We start from the raw sequence: 16,262 nt of genomic DNA, 5'->3' as shown, positions 1-16,262 counted from the left end.
GCGCCGCTCACGCCGGGTGATACTCACTGTCGAGCGCAGGAAGGCCATCGACGGCGGCCTGCCCCTTCGCGACCAGATCCTCCAGGTGGGCGAAGACCGACAGGCCGGCTGCGCCGACCAGGACCGGGTTTAGGCCCTGATAGATGGCCGCGACGATCTCGGGGATCGTCCGGTCGCCGGCTCTCAGCCGGTTGAGGATCGAGGCCTCGCGCTGGCGACGGTGATGGATCAGGGCACGCACGAAGCGCTGCGGCTCCTGCACAGGCCCGCCATGGCCCGGCCAGTAGACAGTTTCCTCACGGCCCCTGAGCTTGTCGAGAGAGGCCATGAACGCGCTCATCGAACCATCGGGCGGAGCCACCACCGTGGTGGACCAGGCCATCACGTGATCGCCGGAGAACAAAGCCTTCTCCTCGGGCAATGCGAAGGCGAGGTGGTTGGCCATATGGCCCGGTGTGGCGAGAGCCTGAAGTGTCCAGCCGGGGCCCTCGACGGCGTCGCCTTCGTGCAGTTCCTGATCGGGCTCGTAATCCTTGTCGGAACTTGCTTCGAGCGTGTTGACCTCGCCGGAGAAGAGGGGGCGGGCGCTGCGATGGGGAGCGCAGCCGACAATGGTGGCCCCCGTGGCGGCCTTGATGGCCGCTGCTGCCGGCGAATGGTCCTTATGGGTATGGGTGACGAGGATGTGGGTGACCGTCTCGCCCCGCACGGCGTGGAGCAGCGCATCGACATGATCCGGCAGGTCGGGTCCTGGATCGATGATGGCAATATTGCCGGTGCCGACGATGTAGGTGCAGGTGCCCGTGAAGGTGATGGGTCCCGCATTGCCCGCGACGATTCGGCGGACGAGCGGGCTCACGCGCACGCATTCCTCCGCTTGCGCCGGAGGGCGGGTGTCGAAGGTGAGATCGTCTGCCATCAGAAAATCCTTGCCGCTACAGTTCTGGCGATCCGCCGCTTCCTAGCACATCGTCGCATCCGAAGGGCCGCGTCAGCGGGAAGCGGACCCCTCTTGAAGAGTTCCGCTTTGAACTAAAGGGTGTTCACAGCCCGGGCCAATGCGCAATTCGGCCGCTTGAGGCAGGGGCCGGACCCCCCTATAAGGCTTCGTGAGCCGCCGCGCGCATGGCGGAATGATCTGGAGATTGCCCGTATGACGACCAGCGCCCCTTCGCTGTCTTCTCCCTCGACCCTCGTCGGCCTCCTCTGGCCGTCCCGGGACGATGCCCGCTTCGCTGCGCTTCGCGCCATCGTGTTGATGGTCGTCGGCACGGCGCTTCTCACCGTCTCGGCCAAGGTCCAGGTGCCGCTGCCCTTCGTCCCGATGACCTTGCAGACCCTGGTCGTGCTGATGATCGGCGCGTCCTATGGCTGGCGCCTGGGCGGCGCGACCGTCGCTCTCTACCTCGCCGAAGGCGCCATGGGCATGCCCGTCTTCGCCGGTCCGACCGCCGGCATCGGCTACCTGATGGGCCCCACCGGCGGCTTCCTGTTCGGCTTCGTGGCCGCGGCTCTCGTGATGGGCTTCATGGCCGAGCGCGGCTGGGACCGTTCGCTCCTGCGCGTCATCGTGATGATGAGCATCGGCCATGCGGTGATCTTCGCCTTTGGCCTCGCTCAGCTGTCCCTGGTGATGCCGTTCGCGAAGGCCTGGACGGTCGGCGCCGCTCCGTTCGTTGCCGCCACCCTCGTCAAGACCGCCCTGGCCGTGGCGCTCATGCAGGCCGCCTGGTCCGTGACCCGTCGCGGCGGCAAGGCCTGATCCGGCCGCATCACAAGAATCTTCCGAAGCCGCCTCCGGGCGGCTTCTTCTTTTTCCGGAATGGAAGAGCGGGATTGCTCGCGACCGTCAGCCGACCGAGTGTACCAGCTTGAGCTTCGGCTTGGCCTTGACGGTGCCATGGAGGAAGGTGACGTCCACCCATTCCTCGTCGCCGTTGCCTTCCTCGATGCGATAGCCCATCTGTTTGGCAATCGCCTGAACCTGGCTGAGGTTGGAGCGGGCGATCCACCGTGAGAATTCAGGAAAACCCTGGTCCATCAGAACGGCAATCATGCCGATCTCGACGCCCTGGTCGAAATCCTCGCTCCGGCCGGGAAAGCGCAGCCGCAAGCCATCGTCGAGGTGGATATGTCTCATGACGGGAAGCCCCCAAATCACCCTTTTCGGGCACCTTTTGCTTGAACTTACCAGGGACTTCGGGCGACCGAAAGGTGGCATGGCCGCACAGGGAACCGCTTCTCAGACCGCTCATTAGCCTCCCACAGGCACAAGACTGGAGAGCTTCCATGGCCGAGCGCAGGATTTCCGCCTTCTTCGACACCTATGAGGAGGCCGCACGGGCGGTGCAGCGGCTCGAGGCAGCCCATATGCCGGATTTCGAGATCAGCCTCGTGTCCAACAACTTCAACGATGCATATACACATCACGCATCTCAGTCATTCGAGCCTGATGGATCCTCGCATCTCTTCGCCGGCGCCACGGCGGCGGCTGGAACGGTTGCGGGAGTCGGGGCGGGCCTTCTGGCCGGGCTTGGCACGGTTGCCATTCCGGGTTTCGGGCCGGTTGTTGCTGCCGGGTGGATTGTTTCGACCCTGGTCGGCGCTGGCACCGGCGCTGCAGTGGGCGGTCTTGCAGGAGCGCTGGCCGATGCCGGCCTCTCCAATGAGGAGGCGCAAGCCTATGCGGATGGCGTGCGCCGTGGCGGGGCGCTCGTGACGGTGAAGGTCGATGAGACTCGGATGGACAAGGTCGTAAGGATTCTCGACGACGAGGGCGAGGTTGAGGCGGGTGAGGACATGAAGCCCCGGGACGAGGCGCCGGCGCCGCCGATCGGTGCCGCAGCTTCGACGACGACCGGCCTCATGACGGATCTTATGCCGATCCCACTCGACGACAGCAGTGACGACGAGAGCGATCACACGCTCCATGTCGAGCTCGAGGACGAGCGCCTGCGTCGCCCCACTGGTACGAAGACCGAGTAGGTGAGAGGCCGCAGCCTCTCACCGCATGGCGGTATCAAGCCTTGCGCACAGCGCGATCGAGGCTCCATGCACCGCCGCCGGCGGCAGCGAGGAACAGGAACACGAAGCAGTAGAGAATCGCAGCATCGCCGCCGTTCAGGACAGGGTAGGGGCTGCGCGGCGCATGGGCGATCCAGTAGGCGAAGGCCATCAATCCGGAAAGGACGAAAGCCACCGGCCGCACGAAGAGGCCAGGGATCAGAAGAGCTCCACCGACCAGCTCAAGCACGCCAGCGATCCAGGGCAGGCTGAAGGCCGCCGGGGCAGGACCAGGAGAAACAGGAAAGCCAAGAAGCTTCTGCGTGCCATGCGCCATGAAGATGAGCGCCGCGACGATGCGCAGTATGCTGAGAAGGCGCGGTGCCCATACGGTTTCGAGATGAGCTGTGTTCATCGGTCAGTCTCCGGATTGTAAGGGAAGGCGATCGGAGCAGCCGATCAGCCGAGGAGGGAGCTCCCCGATACAAGCTGAGGCGATATGTTCCCAGCCTCTAAAGCGCAGTGTGCAGTAACGAATTGCTTACCACATTCCGAAGACGGTTTGATCCGGCCGGGTTTTGCGGCGTTTCTCCTACGCCAACAGAACAGGAGGCCTTCATGACCATCCTCGATCCCAAGACCGGGCAGCTCGTCACAATCGATCTTACGTCCAAACCGCGCCGGGGCTGAGATCCATCGGAAAGCATTCCGATTGCGCGGGATCTTTTCCAATCAACAATTGCTGCTCCTCTCCCAAATTTTTGATCTTTCCATCTCCTGAATTCTTGCGCGGCTCGCCTAATTACTTTCTGAAGGAGCCGTTCGTGCCCTGACGCACATCGTGGATGCGACATTGATGGCTGATAGGTAGCAGGGTCGGAACCCTTGGTTCACAAAGGCATTGGCTAAAGGAATGGATTCAACCGAGCGCCGGAGCCGCGGATTGTCGGGCTTGTAAGCTTAAGCCGCCGCAGCTTTGGCGTTCAGATTTTTGAAGTGATCGAAAGAGTTGAGGAGCGGGACATGGCTCTGACAGGACGTTTTAACATGCGCAAGACTTGGACTGGGCGCATTGTATTGCAGGTCGAGGAGGAGGCCCCAGGGTTCTGGAGCCGGATGACGGGCAAGGCGAAGCTGCACCGTCGCTGGCGGGATGCCAATGTGCTAGACCTCGCGGCGCCCGAATTGCGAAGCCTCGTCGATCTTCGCTTCCGTCCGCGCTACATGCCCCAGACCAACGAAGTTCCGCAGGATTGGCCGAGGGCGCCGCGTCAACTCGAGGCCATTCCGGCCCAGACCCTGCACTACGAGACCTATCAGGAAGACGGGCGCTTCTCGACGCACTGAAGAAGCATGGAAGGCACGCCATGAGCCCGAAGGCTCCGCTCGACCCTCGGGCTCATGGCGTGCCTGATCAATCAGGCGCGAGTGAAGTGTCGATCGATTGAGAAGAATCGTCGGAGTGGCAGGATTTGAACCTGCGCCCGCCCACGTTCCGAACGTAGTGCGCTACCAAACCCTCTTCCCCTTCGGATCGCCGGAACCTTTTGCACCGCATGGGTTTCCGGTGATGCTCGTCATGGCTCGTGACTCCTGATCAGCGTTCGTTCGCAGCCAATGTTTGGTCAGTGCCCCTAAAAAAGCGAGGGGCCGGAATCGCTCCGAGTCCCTCGACCAGTCGCCATGGGCGCTCGTCTGCAGCTTACAGCTCGTTTCTGATTGGGTCGCTGATCCACCCCAGGCTGACCCTTGAGACGACCATTCCGGTTTTGCGCAGCTGATAGCTACCAACCGCCTGGTGGGTCTCTTGGTCGTATCATCTAACGACTCCGCCAAGCAGTGCAGAGGTCTGTTCTAAAGCCAAATGGTGGCTGGCCTCCAATTCCGCGTTTGCGAACTGACAGCGAAGATTGCGTGGTCGCGGTCCCAAACTGGCAAGTCCCTGTCCCAAGCCATCAAGCGCACTGCCGGTGCGAGCCGTAGGATGGTGGTTACCAAGCAGACGGGAGTCTGAAATGCCTAGTACGATTCACCCTCATGATTTGTGTCGAGGACACGTTCAGCTTGACCGGAATATCGTCGAGACCGATCTGCTCATATCGAGGCAGATCGCCCACATCGAACGGATGGCCGAGCTGGGCGACGATACGACAAGGGCCAAGGCCGTGCTCTTGGGACTGGGGATGGTCCTCGAATACTGGTACGCTCACCGAGAGTTTCTCGTCGATATCTACGAGCAGGAGTGATGGCGCTTTGGGTTTGCCTGGGACTCTGAAGCGCGAAAGAACCTGCTTGATCGCCCGAGACAAGCCTTGGGCGTTTCGGGACAATCTACAGCTTTCCTGGTTTTCACCTGTGCCCGTCAGAAGAGGGAGAGTTCCATGCTCACGTTTCGACGTGCTTTTCATTGTGGAGTGACTGCACTTGCCGTGACGTTTGCGCCTATGCTGGCGGCGCCGGGCTGGGCCGCGACTGGCACAGTTCACGTCGAGATCGTCAAAGCCGGATTCATCGTCGGCGTCGGTGGCGGTAGTGGCACGCTGGTCTTTCAGGGGCGCCGCTACCCACTCAGTGTTGGCGGCTTGAGCGTCGGCGCGACGATTGGCGCGTCGAAGGCCGACCTGGTCGGACGTGCCTACAACCTGCGACGGCCCTCCGACATCGCCGGCACGTATACGGCCGTTGGCGGGGGCGTTGCCGTAGGCGGCGGCGCTTCGGGCATTCGCCTGCAGAACGCGAGGGGCGTTGTTCTGGAATTGCGCGGGCGCAACGTCGGGTTGGAGTTGAACGCGAACGTAAGCGGAGTGGAGATCGGCCTGCGCTGAGGCCGAGCGACACTTCGGATATTTCCGTCCCGAGCGTCGGGAGGCCGGCAAGGAGCCCTGCTGCGAAGTGGATGATTGGCAGGGGCGTTGCTTGTGTCAGCGACCCGCCGTGGCGACGGGGGCTGCGAAGGCTTCGCCAAGCGAGACCCAGGTCGATCCAGTGTCGCCTTCACGCTGCAAGTAGATATAGCCGGTCTTGCGCCACGGCAGGATGGCATTGCGCTTGTTGTCGAGAATGAAGTCACCACGGTCGGTTCGCACCATCATGACCGCATGGGGTGCGCCATCCTCATCAATCACCGCCGTCATGCGCAATGCACGCCGGGGAAAGCCGGCTGAGACGAGGCGCTGGCGCTTGACGAGCTGATAGTCCTCACAATCCCCGTAGCCGTCCTCGGCGAAGTCCCAGCGATCCGGTCCGCCCCAATGCTCCTCGTCGGTCATCGGCCTGATCATGGCATTCACCTGGTGATTGACGCGTGCCAGCGTTCGCCAAGCCTGCGGCGTGAGCGCAATCGTTGACGGTTCGGACGGATCGACCGCGCACTCCTCAGGCCGATGCCGGCAGAAATAGGTCCAGCCTGGAACCGGCGTCACCGCATCGCTTCTTGGCGTGACAGCACTGGACCGGGAGGGCATGACGGCGGCTGTTTGGGCTTCAGATCTGCCGCTGACCAATATCAGTGTCAGGGCAAGCGTGGTTAAACCCAGCCCGTTTTTGTAGACAGGCCGCGCGCTCAGACGCCTGAGGAAAGGCTGCTGCATGAATCCCCGCCGCTGTGCTGTTAAGGTTTATCCGCACACCTGACACAGAGAGTCGGGCGATCTCAAGGCAGGTATTCAGCTTTGGCCGAACACGAATGGCGAACTCCGTGGACGTATGTTCGTTCGTCGCGATCTACCGCAGGTCGATCCGGATTTTGGCACCTCTTGGATAGTTTCGAATGGATGTCCGAGCGGCGGTAGATGCGTAGCGCTTGTCTTCCAAGGTTCATCCGGCTGCTGTGGAGCGCGACGGAGATCTGCTCCAGGAAGTGCAACACGAAGTCTTGTGCCGCTTCCTGCAATGTCTTGGCTCCAAATGCCAAGCGCCTGTCCCAAACAATCAAGCAGGTTCTGCCAAAGAGAGCATTCTGTGCTCTGCTCGCAACGGCTGTCCGTGCTGTGCGCCGGACGGCGAAAGGGAGGATACCGATGAACAGGACTCTCTTGGCTCTGTGCGCTCTTGCAGTGAGCGCTCTTTTGATCCCGGATATAGCCGAGGCGCAGCGCCGCGGTGGTGGCGGCTTTGGCGGCGGCGCCCGCATGGGCGGCGGGTTCGGTGGCGGTGGAGGAGCCTTCCGTGGCGGCGGCAGTTTCCGTAGCGGCAGTTTTGGTGGTGGTCCCAGAATGTACATTCCTGGGGGCGGCGGTGGCTTCCGCGGCGGGGCGATAGCTGCCCGACCCGGCGCCCCCGGCCGAGTGGCCGGCATCGGTCCCGGCCCGGGAGGTTTGCGTCAGGCGGCGATCAACAACCCTGGCCGCTTCGACAACCGTTCCGGCAATCGTGGTGATTGGCGCGGTCGCTATCCGAATTATGGCGGACGCTATCCCTACTACGGCGGGCGGTATCCCTATTACGGGCGCTACCCGTACTACGGGAACTACTATGGCGGCTGGGGCTGGGGGCTGGCCACGGGAGCGGTCATCGGAGCGGCGGCCACCTACCCGTACTACAACTATCCCTACTACAATTATCCCTACTCCACGTACCAGACGCCTGTGGCATCGGCTGAGGGTGGATACTGCGCGACCCCGGCTCGAACCTGCGCCTTGACCAATTCGGCGCCGATAGGGACCGGTTGCTCCTGCCGCGTTCCCGGAGGCCGGGCTCGCGGCACCGTGCAGTGATCCCCCGGTGACGGACTGCGTCGGACCGGGGCCCGTCCGACGCGTCCAGTCCAGAAAGTTCGAACCGTAGAGACTTCCCGGTGCCGGGAATGTCCCAATGTTGAATGTTGCGGGAGTCATTTCTGATGCGCCAGGTCATCGCGTTCGCACTCGTTCCCATCATCGCCGCATGGCCGGCGCTCTCGGCTCCGGGCGTGACCACCTCCAGTGTCAACTTCAGATCCGGGCCAGGCACGAATTTCGCATCCATCCGGACGCTTCCGGAAGGCACCGCGGTCGACATGGGCGAGTGCGAGGCCTCCGGCAGCTGGTGCGCCGTCACGGTGAAGGGACAGCGCGGCTTTGTCAGCGGGCGTTATCTGCAGGAGACGAAGGATCCGGAGGGATGGCCACGGGCCTACGAGGTCGGCCAAGGCCGCATGGTGCTGTTCCAGCCGCAGTTTACCGAATGGACCGACTTCAAGACCATCGAGGCGCTGGTGGCGGCTCAATATCTGAGGACGCCTGACGGCAACCCGGTCTTCGGCATGATCGGGCTCAAAGGCAAGACCTCGTACGACGAGGATGCGGGCGAGGTCGTCATCACTGAAATCACTGTCACTGATCTGAACTTCTCCGGTCTCGGCCGCGACGACCTGAAGGCGCTTGCAGTGGAGACTGGCAAGCTCCTCCCGACCGGCCCGATCACCGTGGCCGAAGCGCGCGTGACGGCGAGCCTTGCCGAGCAGAAGCGCATGACCGATGTGAGCGGGCTCAAGGCGGATCCGCCGCGGATCCTCGTCTCGACCACACCGGCGATCCTGCTCCAGACCAATGGCGAGGCCGCGTTTGCGCCCGTCAAGGGCAAGACAGGTCTGTCCTTCGTGGTCAACACGAACTGGGATCTCTTTCGCATTGATGAGGGCGGCACCCTCTATCTGCGCGACGACACGCACTGGCTCACGGCACCCGCCATCAATGGATCGTGGAAGGCTGTCACCGAGGTGCCGGCGCTGCTGCGCGACCTGCCGGACGACAGCAACTGGGCCGATGCCCGCGGCGCCATTCCTGCGGAACCGTACCCAGACGGCAAGGCGCCCGCGGTGATCACCACCGATGTCCCCGCCGAGATGCTCCTGTTCACCGGGCAGCCCGCACTCCAGGACGTGCCGAAGACCTCGCTCCAATGGGCCTCCAACACCGAGTCGGACGTGTTCTTCGACAAGGCCGGCAGGCAATGGTACGTGCTCCTGTCGGGGCGGTGGTTCCGCGCAGCCTCACTGGAGGGGCCATGGACGTTCGCCACGCCTGATCTGCCCGCCGACTTCCAGAACCTTCCCGAGGACGCTCCGTATTACGCCGTGCGCGCGTCCGTGCCCGGCACGTCGGAGGCCGCCGAGGCGCGGCTCAAGGCCAGCATACCGACGACCGCACGGGTCGAGGCGGGTTCGATCAAGCCGTCGGTGGCTTATGCGGGCGATGCCCAGTTCGCTCCTATCGAGACGACCGATCTCTCCTACGCCACCAACACGACCGACACAGTGATCAAGGTCGGTGAGCAGTACTTCCTGCTCCAGGACGGCGTCTGGTTCGTGGCTGACAGCCCGAACGGCCCCTGGCAACTCGCCCGCGCTGTGCCGGACGCCATATACACGATCCCACCGTCCTCGCCGGTTTACAACGTCACCTATGTCCGCGTGTACGACACTGAGCCAAGTGCGGTCTGGTACGGCTACACCATGGGCTATCTTTCCGGCTACCTGGCCTGGGGCACCTACGTCTACGGCACCGGCTGGTATTACCCGCCGTACTGGTACAGCTGGCCGGGCTATGGCTATCCGATCTACTACCCGCGCCCGGTCACTTGGGGCCTCGCGGCCTACTACAATCCGATCCGGGGCATGTACGGCCGCTACGGCTATGGATACGGCCCCTACAGGGGCATTGCGGGAGTGCGGGCCTGGAGCCCGGTCACCGGCACGTATGGGCGTGCAGGGGCTGCCTGGGGGCCGCGGGGATCGGCCGGTTTCGTTGGTGCCTACAATCCACGAACGGACGCAGGCGGTTTCGTCGCCGGCGGCCGCAACGTCTACGGCGCGTGGAAGTCGGCCGGGGTCCGGCGTGGATCCGAGTGGGCTCGGGCGACGGCGCGGGATACTGCCATTGGAGGCTCGTCGCTGCGCTGGAACACGTCGAATGGACAGGGCTTCGTCCGCGAGGGCCGGCGCGGTGACATCTATGCGGGCCGGGACGGCAACGTCTACCGCAACTCTGGTGATGGATGGCAACGCTGGGATGGCGGCTGGCAGGATGTGCAGCGGCCGGAGCGCGGAGATCTGCTCCAGCGCGGCGAAGGACGGGAAGGCCTCTCGCCGGAGGGGCGGGAGCGGCTGCAGGAGCGGGGTGCAGGGGAGCGCCTGGGGCAGCTCGCGGGAGCAGGCGCGGCCGGTGCAGCGGGCGCGGCTCTTGGCCAGCGTCTGACTGCCGACGGCGAGCAGACACGCCGTGACCGCGTCGAAGGCGGTCCCAGCCGCGAGCGTGCGCAGGAGCGGGCGGCGCAACGCCCGGCCGGCGAGCGTCAGGCGCAGCAGCGCCCCCCAGCCCAGCAGCGACCATCAGCATCGTCCCGCTCGCCAGGGCAGGAGCGGACAGCAGCCCAAGAACGGCCAGCTGCGCAGCAACGCCCTGCTCAACAACGTTCAACGACAGGGGAGCGCCAGGCGGCGCAGCAGCGCCCTGCGGCAAAACCCCGTCCTGTCGCGCAGAAACCCGCGCAGCGTCCGGCGGTCAGCCAGCAGCTGCCCTCGAACCTGATGCGGGACGCCCAGGCGCGAAACCTTGGGAATCAGCGCCAGATCGCCAGCCGGCAGGCCTTCCAGTCACCGTCGGCGCAGTTCTCCCGGTCGCCAGCATCCTTTGCGCCCCAACGCAGCTTCGCGCCGCGAGGCGGATTCGGCGGCGGCGGCGGCGGTGGCTTCCGAGGCGGAGGCCGTGGCGGCGGTCGTCGCTGAGTGATCATGAGCAAGCAGGCGATCCGCGTAGTGCAGACGCTCTAATGCGCGTTGCCACCCCGGCATAGGGTCTCATAGATGAGTTCGCCGCTCGGGAGCAGGATAGTCTTGTGAAGAACCCAGAGCGTCAGTGAACACAGGGCAGAAGCCCAGGGCTCATACCCGCCGCTATTCCGCACCCGCCAGGGCGGAGGCTGGCTGCCGCTTGACCTTCCCACTCCTCGATTTCGACGCAGCCGCGTGCTCATGCCCGGCCTTCGCAGAAACCTTTTGAATACGCCTTTCCCCTTGGCCGGTCGAAAGGTGTTCCTGCTGGTCCGCGAGCCGGTGCAGCCGCGGCAACGCCTTTTCCAGTTCCTTCAGGAGAGGTTTGATGGAAGCATCGTTCGGATCGCTCTTGGCCACCAGCTTGCGCAACGTGTTCGCCAACTTATCGCCGCGGCGAAGGGCCTTGGCCGTCAGTTCCTGAAGCTTCATCTCGTTCTTTGAGTCTGTCTTCCGCTTCATGGGGTACTGTCCTCCTTTTGGGCGTCCTGCCACTGTCCCGGAGCAGGAGCTCCGCCCGCCTCATCCTGTTCGGTCGATCTCGTCATGGTCCGAGCAATATCCTCCGACGTCCGCATTGAAGCGGCGGCGCACCCGGCCTGCTCATTCCAGGCAGGACCTTGCTCCGGCGGCTGTCTGCTCAAGCGGCTCCCTTGCGGCGCATCGGCGAGGCGCGAGTTGCGGTAACGCTCATCCGACGTCACTTCCGCGCCGACCCACTCAGGTAGCATCACCGCTTCGTCAGGATGACGGAGCTCAACCTCGGCGAGGACGAGGCCCGCATTCTCGCCGGCGAACTCATCCACCTGCCAGACATTGCCGGCGTGCAAAACTTCGTGGCGCACCTTCTCGATCAGCGGGCGGCCGCAGAGCTTGAGCATTTCCTCCGCTTCGTCCAGGGGGATCTCGTAATTGAATTCGGGCCGGACTCCGCCGGTGCCACCTCCCTTGATGGTGAGGAAGCCACGAGCCGCGCCGCACCGAACCCGAACAGTGACCTCACCCTTGCAGAGGTATCCCTGGAGGTAGCGCTGGCCAGGTTCCGGCTTGCGCCATTCATCGCTCGTGACCAGGAATTTGCGCTCGATCTCGACAGGCATGGTCAAGCCTCTTCATGTCTTTTCCTGGTAGCGCGATACGGCCGTTTCGAGCGTGGGGAAGAACCGCGTCTCGCCAAACCGATCGAACAGCCCAAACCGCCGCAGCTTGTCCTTCACGGGGTCCTTCAGCTCGGCAAACCGGAGCTCAATGCCTTGCGCCAGCAAGGCCTCATCGAGCTCGGCCAAGGCATCGGCGGCTGTCACGTCGACGCTCGTGACGGGAGCCGCCGCGACCACCACGCACCGCACCGGGGTCGGCGATTCCGCTACGGCGGCGAGAACGCGCTCACGGAAAAGTTCCACGTTGGCGAAGAACAGGGGAGCATCCCAGCGAAAAAGGACAAGGCCGGGAAGGCGACGGGCCTCCGGATAGCGCGTGACGTCGTGATAGCCCTCGACGCCGGCCGGTCGTCCCAGGACGGCGGAATAGGGACGCCATCCGTCCCACAGAAACTCGATCACTGCGATGACGATTGCAATGCCGATTCCCGGGATTGCGCCGAATGTCGCCACGCCGGCGAAGCAGGCGACCGACAGCCAGAACTCCCAACGCTGGATGCGGTAAATCCGCCTGAGGTCGGCAATCTCGAACAATCCAATGGCCGATGCGATGACGACGGCAGCCAGGGCGGAGGTCGGCAGGTTGCGGAGGAGCTCGGGCGCTAGAAGCAGGAGCAGGGCAATGGCGAGTGCGCCGACGATGCCGGTCAGTTGCGTGCGGGCTCCGGCCGCTTCGGCCACGGGCGTGCGCGAGCTGCTGCTGCTGATCGGAAAGCCTTGAAAGAAACCGGTGGCGAGGTTGGCGGCTCCGAGCCCCACCATCTCCTGGTTCGGGTCGACCGCTGTGCGCGTCCGTGCGGCATAGGCGCGGGAGAGCACGCTGGTATCGGCGAACGACACCATGGCTACGGCACAACCCCCGATCAATACGGAAGCGATATCGCCGACCCCGATCCAAGGGATCGCAAAACCGGGCAGACCCTGGGGCAGCGATCCGAGGATCGAGACGTCGCGGCGCTCAGCGAGGTCGAGCATGCCGACAATGACGGTGGCGCCGACGACAGCGACCAGGATGCCCGGCACGCGCCGGCTGCCCCGCAGCAGCAGAATGGTCACTAGCGTTCCCAAACCAATCGCAAGAGCCACCCAGTTCGTCCTGCCAGTGAGGATCGCCCCGCCGATGGTCCACAGGTCCCGCAACGGTCCCGTGCTCTCGACGGAAAAACCGAACAGCTTGGGGAGCTGGCTGATCAGGACGGTAAGGGCGATGCCGTTCATGTAGCCGTATCGGATCGGCTTGGACAGGAGCTCGGTGACGAAGCCCAGACGCCCCAACCCGGCCAGGATAAGGACCGTTCCCGACACGAGCGCCATCATGCCGCCCAAGGTGACGGCCCGCCCTGGGTCGCCGGCGGACAGCGGGAGCACGACGCCGAGAATGACGGCGGCAAGGGCCGAGTCCGGGCCGAGGACAAGGATGCGGCTTGGCCCGAATACAGCATAAACCAATAGCGGGATGATCGTGGCGTAGAGACCGCAGATGCCCGGCAGGCCGGATGCCACGGCATAGGCGATCCCGACCGGGACGAGCATGGTCGCGAGCACCAGGCCGGCCACGACATCATGGCCCAGCCATGCCGGCTCGTAGTGGAGAAGGGTGCGCAGGCCCGGCATCCAGCGCAACCATCCGGACTCATGGCTCATCCCATGGGCAACTGACATCCCGTCCTGTTGGCTTTGGCTCCCGACCTCATGTCCATCTGTCAGGTTGCTCCTGTCTGCAAACGGCACTGTCGCAGCTTCCACCCGGCTGGGGGGAAGCGGATCGACTGGGTGCGTGCCGGCCATGACCGAGCTCCGGGCTATGACCCCATGTTCTCAGTACCGTGCTGGCACGACGTGCCCCGCATGCAGGCCTTCCTTGACCCTCTTGGGCTTGGGTTCCGCCTTCGGCACCTTCGGCAGCTCGATCTTGACCTTCTTGTATGGGATCTGGCTGAGCATGTGCGCGATCAGGTTCAGCCGTGCCCGGCGCTTGTCGTCGGACGGGACGATATGCCAGGGACATGCCGGCGTGTCGGTGGCCCGCAGCATGTCCTGGTAGGCTATCGTGTAATCCCACCAGCGCCGCACCGACTCGGTATCCATCGGGCTGAGCTTCCAATGCTTGATGGGATCCTCGATCCGGTCGGCGAAGCGACGGCGCTGCTCGTCCTGGCTGACGTCGAGAAAGTACTTGAGCAGGATGATGCCGTTGTCGACGATCTCATTTTCGAACGGCGGCACGAGGCGCATGAAGCGCTCGTACTCGTCTTCGGTGCAGAAGCCCATCACGCGCTCGACCCCGGCCCGGTTGTACCAGGAGCGGTCGAACAGCACGATCTCGCCGGCGGCTGGGAACTGGGCGATGTAGCGCTGGATGTAGAGCTGGCTCTTCTCGCGCTCGGTCGGGGCCGGCAGGGCGACATGCCGGAACACCCGGGGACTGACACGTTGCGTGATCCGGCTGATCACGCCACCTTTGCCGGCGGTGTCACGCCCCTCGAAGACCACGATGATCCTGGCGCCTGTCGCCTTGGCCCAGGTTTGCAGGCGGACGAGTTCGACCTGGAGCTTCCTCAGCTCGCTCTCAAACTCCTTCCGTTTCATCGTCTCTCGACTATCGAAGTCAACCGTCGCGCCGGCATCGGCTCTCTGTTTGTTTAGAAGCTCTTCACGCATCATGGCACGCACCGCGACCCTGGTATGATATACTGGTGGGCCTGCAGGATCGGGAACGAAGGGCGCATGATCCCGAGTTCGCTGCGGGGACCGATTGCCGATCAGAATACAGAAATGCCCTACCGTCGCTTGACCGGACGTGACGATGGCTTGGCATTTTGGGACAGCTCTCGCTTTCGGCCTTGGGACCGTGCATGCGGTGGGCATCCGGTGATCCGGGTCCTGAATGCCCCCCACTTGTCACCAGGATGGCACCAGGCAGGCTGAGCGGCTCCACATGCAGGTTCGCTCCTCCGATCGTGAGGGGTAGAAGGAAGAAGAGAAGCAGGGACGCCAGAATGACGCTGATCGGACCGGCCGGCTTGATGCCTCGAGACAGGTCTTTGACCCTGCAGGACCGTGGCAGAGACAAACGTAGGCAAAATTCAGGATTTCGCCCCAATCGTTGATTAACATAGGTTAGATTGATCCTGGTCAAGGCGTCGGCGCTCGCGGATTGTCAGAGTCTGAGCCAGGTTCCAGAACTCTGTGAGAAGGCGATGACCAACGACATCGGGCCTGTATCCACGATTCAGAGCTATGTTTCCGGGCGGAAGATTCTGGTCTCGCCAACCGTTCTGGCAGAGTCAGGGCGCACGCTTCCGGCGGGCTACATTCACCTCGGGGTCGCCAAGGAAATCGCCCCGATCCTGCGCGATTTCGGCATCGATCCCGATCCGGTCATCCGCGAGGCAGGCCTCGATCCGCGCCTGTTCGACGATGCCGCCAACGTGATCCCGCACGCGGCCTTGGGTCGGCTGCTTACCTTGTGCCTGGCCCGCACCCACTGCCCGCATTTCGGGTTGCTGGTCGGTCGGCGTGCCACCATCCTGTCGCTCGGGCTGGTGGGGCGCCTGATGCAGCACTCGGAAACGGTAGGTGATGCCATGCGGGCGCTTGTCTCGAACCTGAGCATCCAGAACCGGGGCTCCGTGCCATCGCTGACCATCAGCGGTGATATCGCCCTGTTCACCTTCTCGGTCTACCAGCCCGAGGTCGAGAGCGCGGATCAGATCTCGGACGGATCCCTCGCAGTGGCGGTCAACGCCCTGCGCGCCCTGTGCGGGGCGGACTGGAGCCCGAGCGAGGTGCTGCTGCCCCGGGCCGCCCCTGTAGATCAGGAGCCCTACCGCCGTCACTTCCGTACGCCCGTGCGGTTCAACCAGGAGAGTGCCACCATCGTCTTCCCGGTCGGTGACCTGGAGATCCGGATCGCCGGGGCCGATCCGGTAATGCGGGCCATGCTGGAGGAGCGGATTCAGCAGATCAAGGGCAGCCAGGGCTCCGAGTTCTCAGATGACATCCGGCGGCTGCTGCGCACGCGGCTCACGAGCACCCACTGTTCGGCCGAGGACATCGCCGAGTTGCTGACCATGCACCGCCGCACCCTGAGCCGCCGCCTGCAGGGCAGCGGCATGGGCTACCGGGCGATCACGAACGAGATCCGCTTCGAGATTGCCCGTCAGTTACTGCAGGATACCGAGGTGCCGCTGGGCCAGATCGCGGCAGCCCTCGGTTATTCCGAGGCGAGCGCCTTCACCCGCGCCTTCCGGCGCTGGTCGGGCCGGACGCCCACCGCCTGGCGCGATGAAACCCACCAAGGATGACGCGCCACTGACTTTCGATCTGAGACTTTCAAGTTGCCGATA

The 16,262-nt window shown here is 63.9% G+C and carries 16 protein-coding genes; 8 read left to right on the top strand and 8 right to left on the bottom strand.

Annotated elements, in window-relative coordinates; genetic code table 11:
- Positions 1–7: 7 nt before the first annotated feature.
- Positions 8–919, bottom strand: coding sequence for an MBL fold metallo-hydrolase (locus FHR70_RS09155; protein WP_183449337.1), 912 nt, complete (start codon positions 917–919; stop codon positions 8–10).
- A gap of 234 nt (positions 920–1,153) precedes the next feature.
- On the opposite strand from FHR70_RS09155, the gene FHR70_RS09150 reads away from it, so the two are divergent.
- The gene (locus tag FHR70_RS09150; RefSeq protein ID WP_183449334.1) at positions 1,154–1,762 is read left to right on the top strand and encodes a biotin transporter BioY; all 609 of its coding nucleotides are present in this window, start codon (positions 1,154–1,156) and stop codon (positions 1,760–1,762) included.
- A gap of 87 nt (positions 1,763–1,849) precedes the next feature.
- On the opposite strand, the gene FHR70_RS09145 is transcribed toward FHR70_RS09150, so the two are convergent.
- Positions 1,850–2,140: a hypothetical protein gene (locus tag FHR70_RS09145; RefSeq protein ID WP_183449332.1), complete on the bottom strand. Its 291-nt coding sequence runs from the start codon at positions 2,138–2,140 to the stop codon at positions 1,850–1,852.
- Between the two features lie 149 nt (positions 2,141–2,289).
- Between FHR70_RS09145 and FHR70_RS09140 the strand changes: the two genes are divergently transcribed.
- Complete coding sequence (locus FHR70_RS09140) at positions 2,290–2,985, top strand: hypothetical protein (RefSeq protein WP_183449330.1); 696 nt, start codon at positions 2,290–2,292, stop codon at positions 2,983–2,985.
- Positions 2,986–3,019: 34 nt separating this feature from the next.
- Here the strand turns inward: FHR70_RS09140 and FHR70_RS09135 are convergent, their stop codons facing one another.
- A complete protein-coding gene (locus tag FHR70_RS09135; RefSeq protein WP_183449328.1) occupies positions 3,020–3,418 on the bottom strand; it encodes a DoxX family protein in 399 nt (132 codons plus the stop codon).
- 608 nt (positions 3,419–4,026) lie between these two features.
- Between FHR70_RS09135 and FHR70_RS09130 the strand changes: the two genes are divergently transcribed.
- The 3 genes from FHR70_RS09130 (at position 4,027) to FHR70_RS09120 (ending at position 5,828) form a co-directional block, all read left to right on the top strand.
- Positions 4,027–4,350 carry a hypothetical protein gene (locus FHR70_RS09130; protein ID WP_183449327.1) on the top strand — a complete coding sequence of 108 codons (324 nt, stop codon included), beginning with the start codon at positions 4,027–4,029 and terminating at the stop codon, positions 4,348–4,350.
- 668 nt (positions 4,351–5,018) lie between these two features.
- Positions 5,019–5,249: a hypothetical protein gene (locus tag FHR70_RS09125; RefSeq protein ID WP_183449325.1), complete on the top strand. Its 231-nt coding sequence runs from the start codon at positions 5,019–5,021 to the stop codon at positions 5,247–5,249.
- A gap of 135 nt (positions 5,250–5,384) precedes the next feature.
- Complete coding sequence (locus FHR70_RS09120) at positions 5,385–5,828, top strand: lipid-binding SYLF domain-containing protein (protein ID WP_246407978.1); 444 nt, start codon at positions 5,385–5,387, stop codon at positions 5,826–5,828.
- Positions 5,829–5,924: 96 nt separating this feature from the next.
- Here FHR70_RS09120 and FHR70_RS09115 read toward each other — a convergent pair whose 3' ends face one another.
- Positions 5,925–6,593, bottom strand: coding sequence for a transglutaminase-like cysteine peptidase (locus FHR70_RS09115; RefSeq protein WP_183449323.1), 669 nt, complete (start codon positions 6,591–6,593; stop codon positions 5,925–5,927).
- Positions 6,594–7,022: 429 nt separating this feature from the next.
- Here FHR70_RS09115 and FHR70_RS09110 point away from each other — a divergent pair, with 429 nt between their 5' ends.
- Positions 7,023–7,718 (top strand): hypothetical protein, encoded by a 696-nt coding sequence (locus tag FHR70_RS09110; protein WP_183449321.1) that lies wholly within the window; start codon positions 7,023–7,025, stop codon positions 7,716–7,718.
- A gap of 125 nt (positions 7,719–7,843) precedes the next feature.
- Complete coding sequence (locus FHR70_RS09105; RefSeq protein WP_183449319.1) at positions 7,844–10,708, top strand: SH3 domain-containing protein; 2,865 nt, start codon at positions 7,844–7,846, stop codon at positions 10,706–10,708.
- A 168-nt stretch (positions 10,709–10,876) separates the two neighbouring features.
- Here FHR70_RS09105 and FHR70_RS09100 read toward each other — a convergent pair whose 3' ends face one another.
- The 4 genes from FHR70_RS09100 to ppk2 all read right to left on the bottom strand — a co-directional run bounded on the left by FHR70_RS09100 (position 10,877) and on the right by ppk2 (position 14,502).
- Positions 10,877–11,185, bottom strand: coding sequence for a hypothetical protein (locus FHR70_RS09100; protein ID WP_183449317.1), 309 nt, complete (start codon positions 11,183–11,185; stop codon positions 10,877–10,879).
- 26 nt (positions 11,186–11,211) lie between these two features.
- The gene (locus tag FHR70_RS09095) at positions 11,212–11,853 is read right to left on the bottom strand and encodes a CYTH domain-containing protein (RefSeq protein ID WP_210277552.1); all 642 of its coding nucleotides are present in this window, start codon (positions 11,851–11,853) and stop codon (positions 11,212–11,214) included.
- A 12-nt stretch (positions 11,854–11,865) separates the two neighbouring features.
- Positions 11,866–13,575, bottom strand: a complete 1,710-nt coding sequence (locus FHR70_RS09090; protein ID WP_246407973.1) for a SulP family inorganic anion transporter — start codon at positions 13,573–13,575, stop codon at positions 11,866–11,868.
- Positions 13,576–13,731: 156 nt separating this feature from the next.
- On the bottom strand, positions 13,732–14,502 hold the full coding sequence (ppk2, locus tag FHR70_RS09085) for a polyphosphate kinase 2 (protein WP_246407971.1): 771 nt from the start codon (positions 14,500–14,502) through the stop codon (positions 13,732–13,734).
- 611 nt (positions 14,503–15,113) lie between these two features.
- Here ppk2 and FHR70_RS09080 point away from each other — a divergent pair.
- Entirely contained in the window at positions 15,114–16,220 is a 1,107-nt protein-coding gene (locus FHR70_RS09080; RefSeq protein ID WP_183449315.1) for an AraC family transcriptional regulator, read from the top strand.
- The last annotated feature ends 42 nt before the right edge of the window (positions 16,221–16,262 follow it).

It is taken from the genome of Microvirga lupini, from assembly GCF_014191055.1.
GTDB lineage: Bacteria > Pseudomonadota > Alphaproteobacteria > Rhizobiales > Beijerinckiaceae > Microvirga > Microvirga lupini_A.
Note: the sequence above shows the minus strand (reverse complement) of the source record. Positions and strands in the feature narration are given on the sequence as shown.

What these genes read in the sequence shown, in the direction of transcription:
- FHR70_RS09105 (WP_183449319.1), top strand. Translation starts at nt 7,844, where the DNA reads ATGCGCCAGGTCATCGCGTTCGCACTCGTTCCCATCATCGCCGCATGG.
- FHR70_RS09120 (WP_246407978.1), top strand. Translation starts at nt 5,385, where the DNA reads ATGCTCACGTTTCGACGTGCTTTTCATTGTGGAGTGACTGCACTTGCC.
- ppk2 (WP_246407971.1), bottom strand. Translation starts at nt 14,502, where the DNA reads ATGAAACGGAAGGAGTTTGAGAGCGAGCTGAGGAAGCTCCAGGTCGAA.
- FHR70_RS09110 (WP_183449321.1), top strand. Translation starts at nt 7,023, where the DNA reads ATGAACAGGACTCTCTTGGCTCTGTGCGCTCTTGCAGTGAGCGCTCTT.
- FHR70_RS09095 (WP_210277552.1), bottom strand. Translation starts at nt 11,853, where the DNA reads ATGCCTGTCGAGATCGAGCGCAAATTCCTGGTCACGAGCGATGAATGG.
- FHR70_RS09125 (WP_183449325.1), top strand. Translation starts at nt 5,019, where the DNA reads ATGCCTAGTACGATTCACCCTCATGATTTGTGTCGAGGACACGTTCAG.
- FHR70_RS09135 (WP_183449328.1), bottom strand. Translation starts at nt 3,418, where the DNA reads ATGAACACAGCTCATCTCGAAACCGTATGGGCACCGCGCCTTCTCAGC.
- FHR70_RS09100 (WP_183449317.1), bottom strand. Translation starts at nt 11,185, where the DNA reads ATGAAGCTTCAGGAACTGACGGCCAAGGCCCTTCGCCGCGGCGATAAG.
- FHR70_RS09115 (WP_183449323.1), bottom strand. Translation starts at nt 6,593, where the DNA reads ATGCAGCAGCCTTTCCTCAGGCGTCTGAGCGCGCGGCCTGTCTACAAA.
- FHR70_RS09150 (WP_183449334.1), top strand. Translation starts at nt 1,154, where the DNA reads ATGACGACCAGCGCCCCTTCGCTGTCTTCTCCCTCGACCCTCGTCGGC.
- FHR70_RS09145 (WP_183449332.1), bottom strand. Translation starts at nt 2,140, where the DNA reads ATGAGACATATCCACCTCGACGATGGCTTGCGGCTGCGCTTTCCCGGC.
- FHR70_RS09140 (WP_183449330.1), top strand. Translation starts at nt 2,290, where the DNA reads ATGGCCGAGCGCAGGATTTCCGCCTTCTTCGACACCTATGAGGAGGCC.
- FHR70_RS09090 (WP_246407973.1), bottom strand. Translation starts at nt 13,575, where the DNA reads ATGTCAGTTGCCCATGGGATGAGCCATGAGTCCGGATGGTTGCGCTGG.
- FHR70_RS09155 (WP_183449337.1), bottom strand. Translation starts at nt 919, where the DNA reads ATGGCAGACGATCTCACCTTCGACACCCGCCCTCCGGCGCAAGCGGAG.
- FHR70_RS09130 (WP_183449327.1), top strand. Translation starts at nt 4,027, where the DNA reads ATGGCTCTGACAGGACGTTTTAACATGCGCAAGACTTGGACTGGGCGC.
- FHR70_RS09080 (WP_183449315.1), top strand. Translation starts at nt 15,114, where the DNA reads ATGACCAACGACATCGGGCCTGTATCCACGATTCAGAGCTATGTTTCC.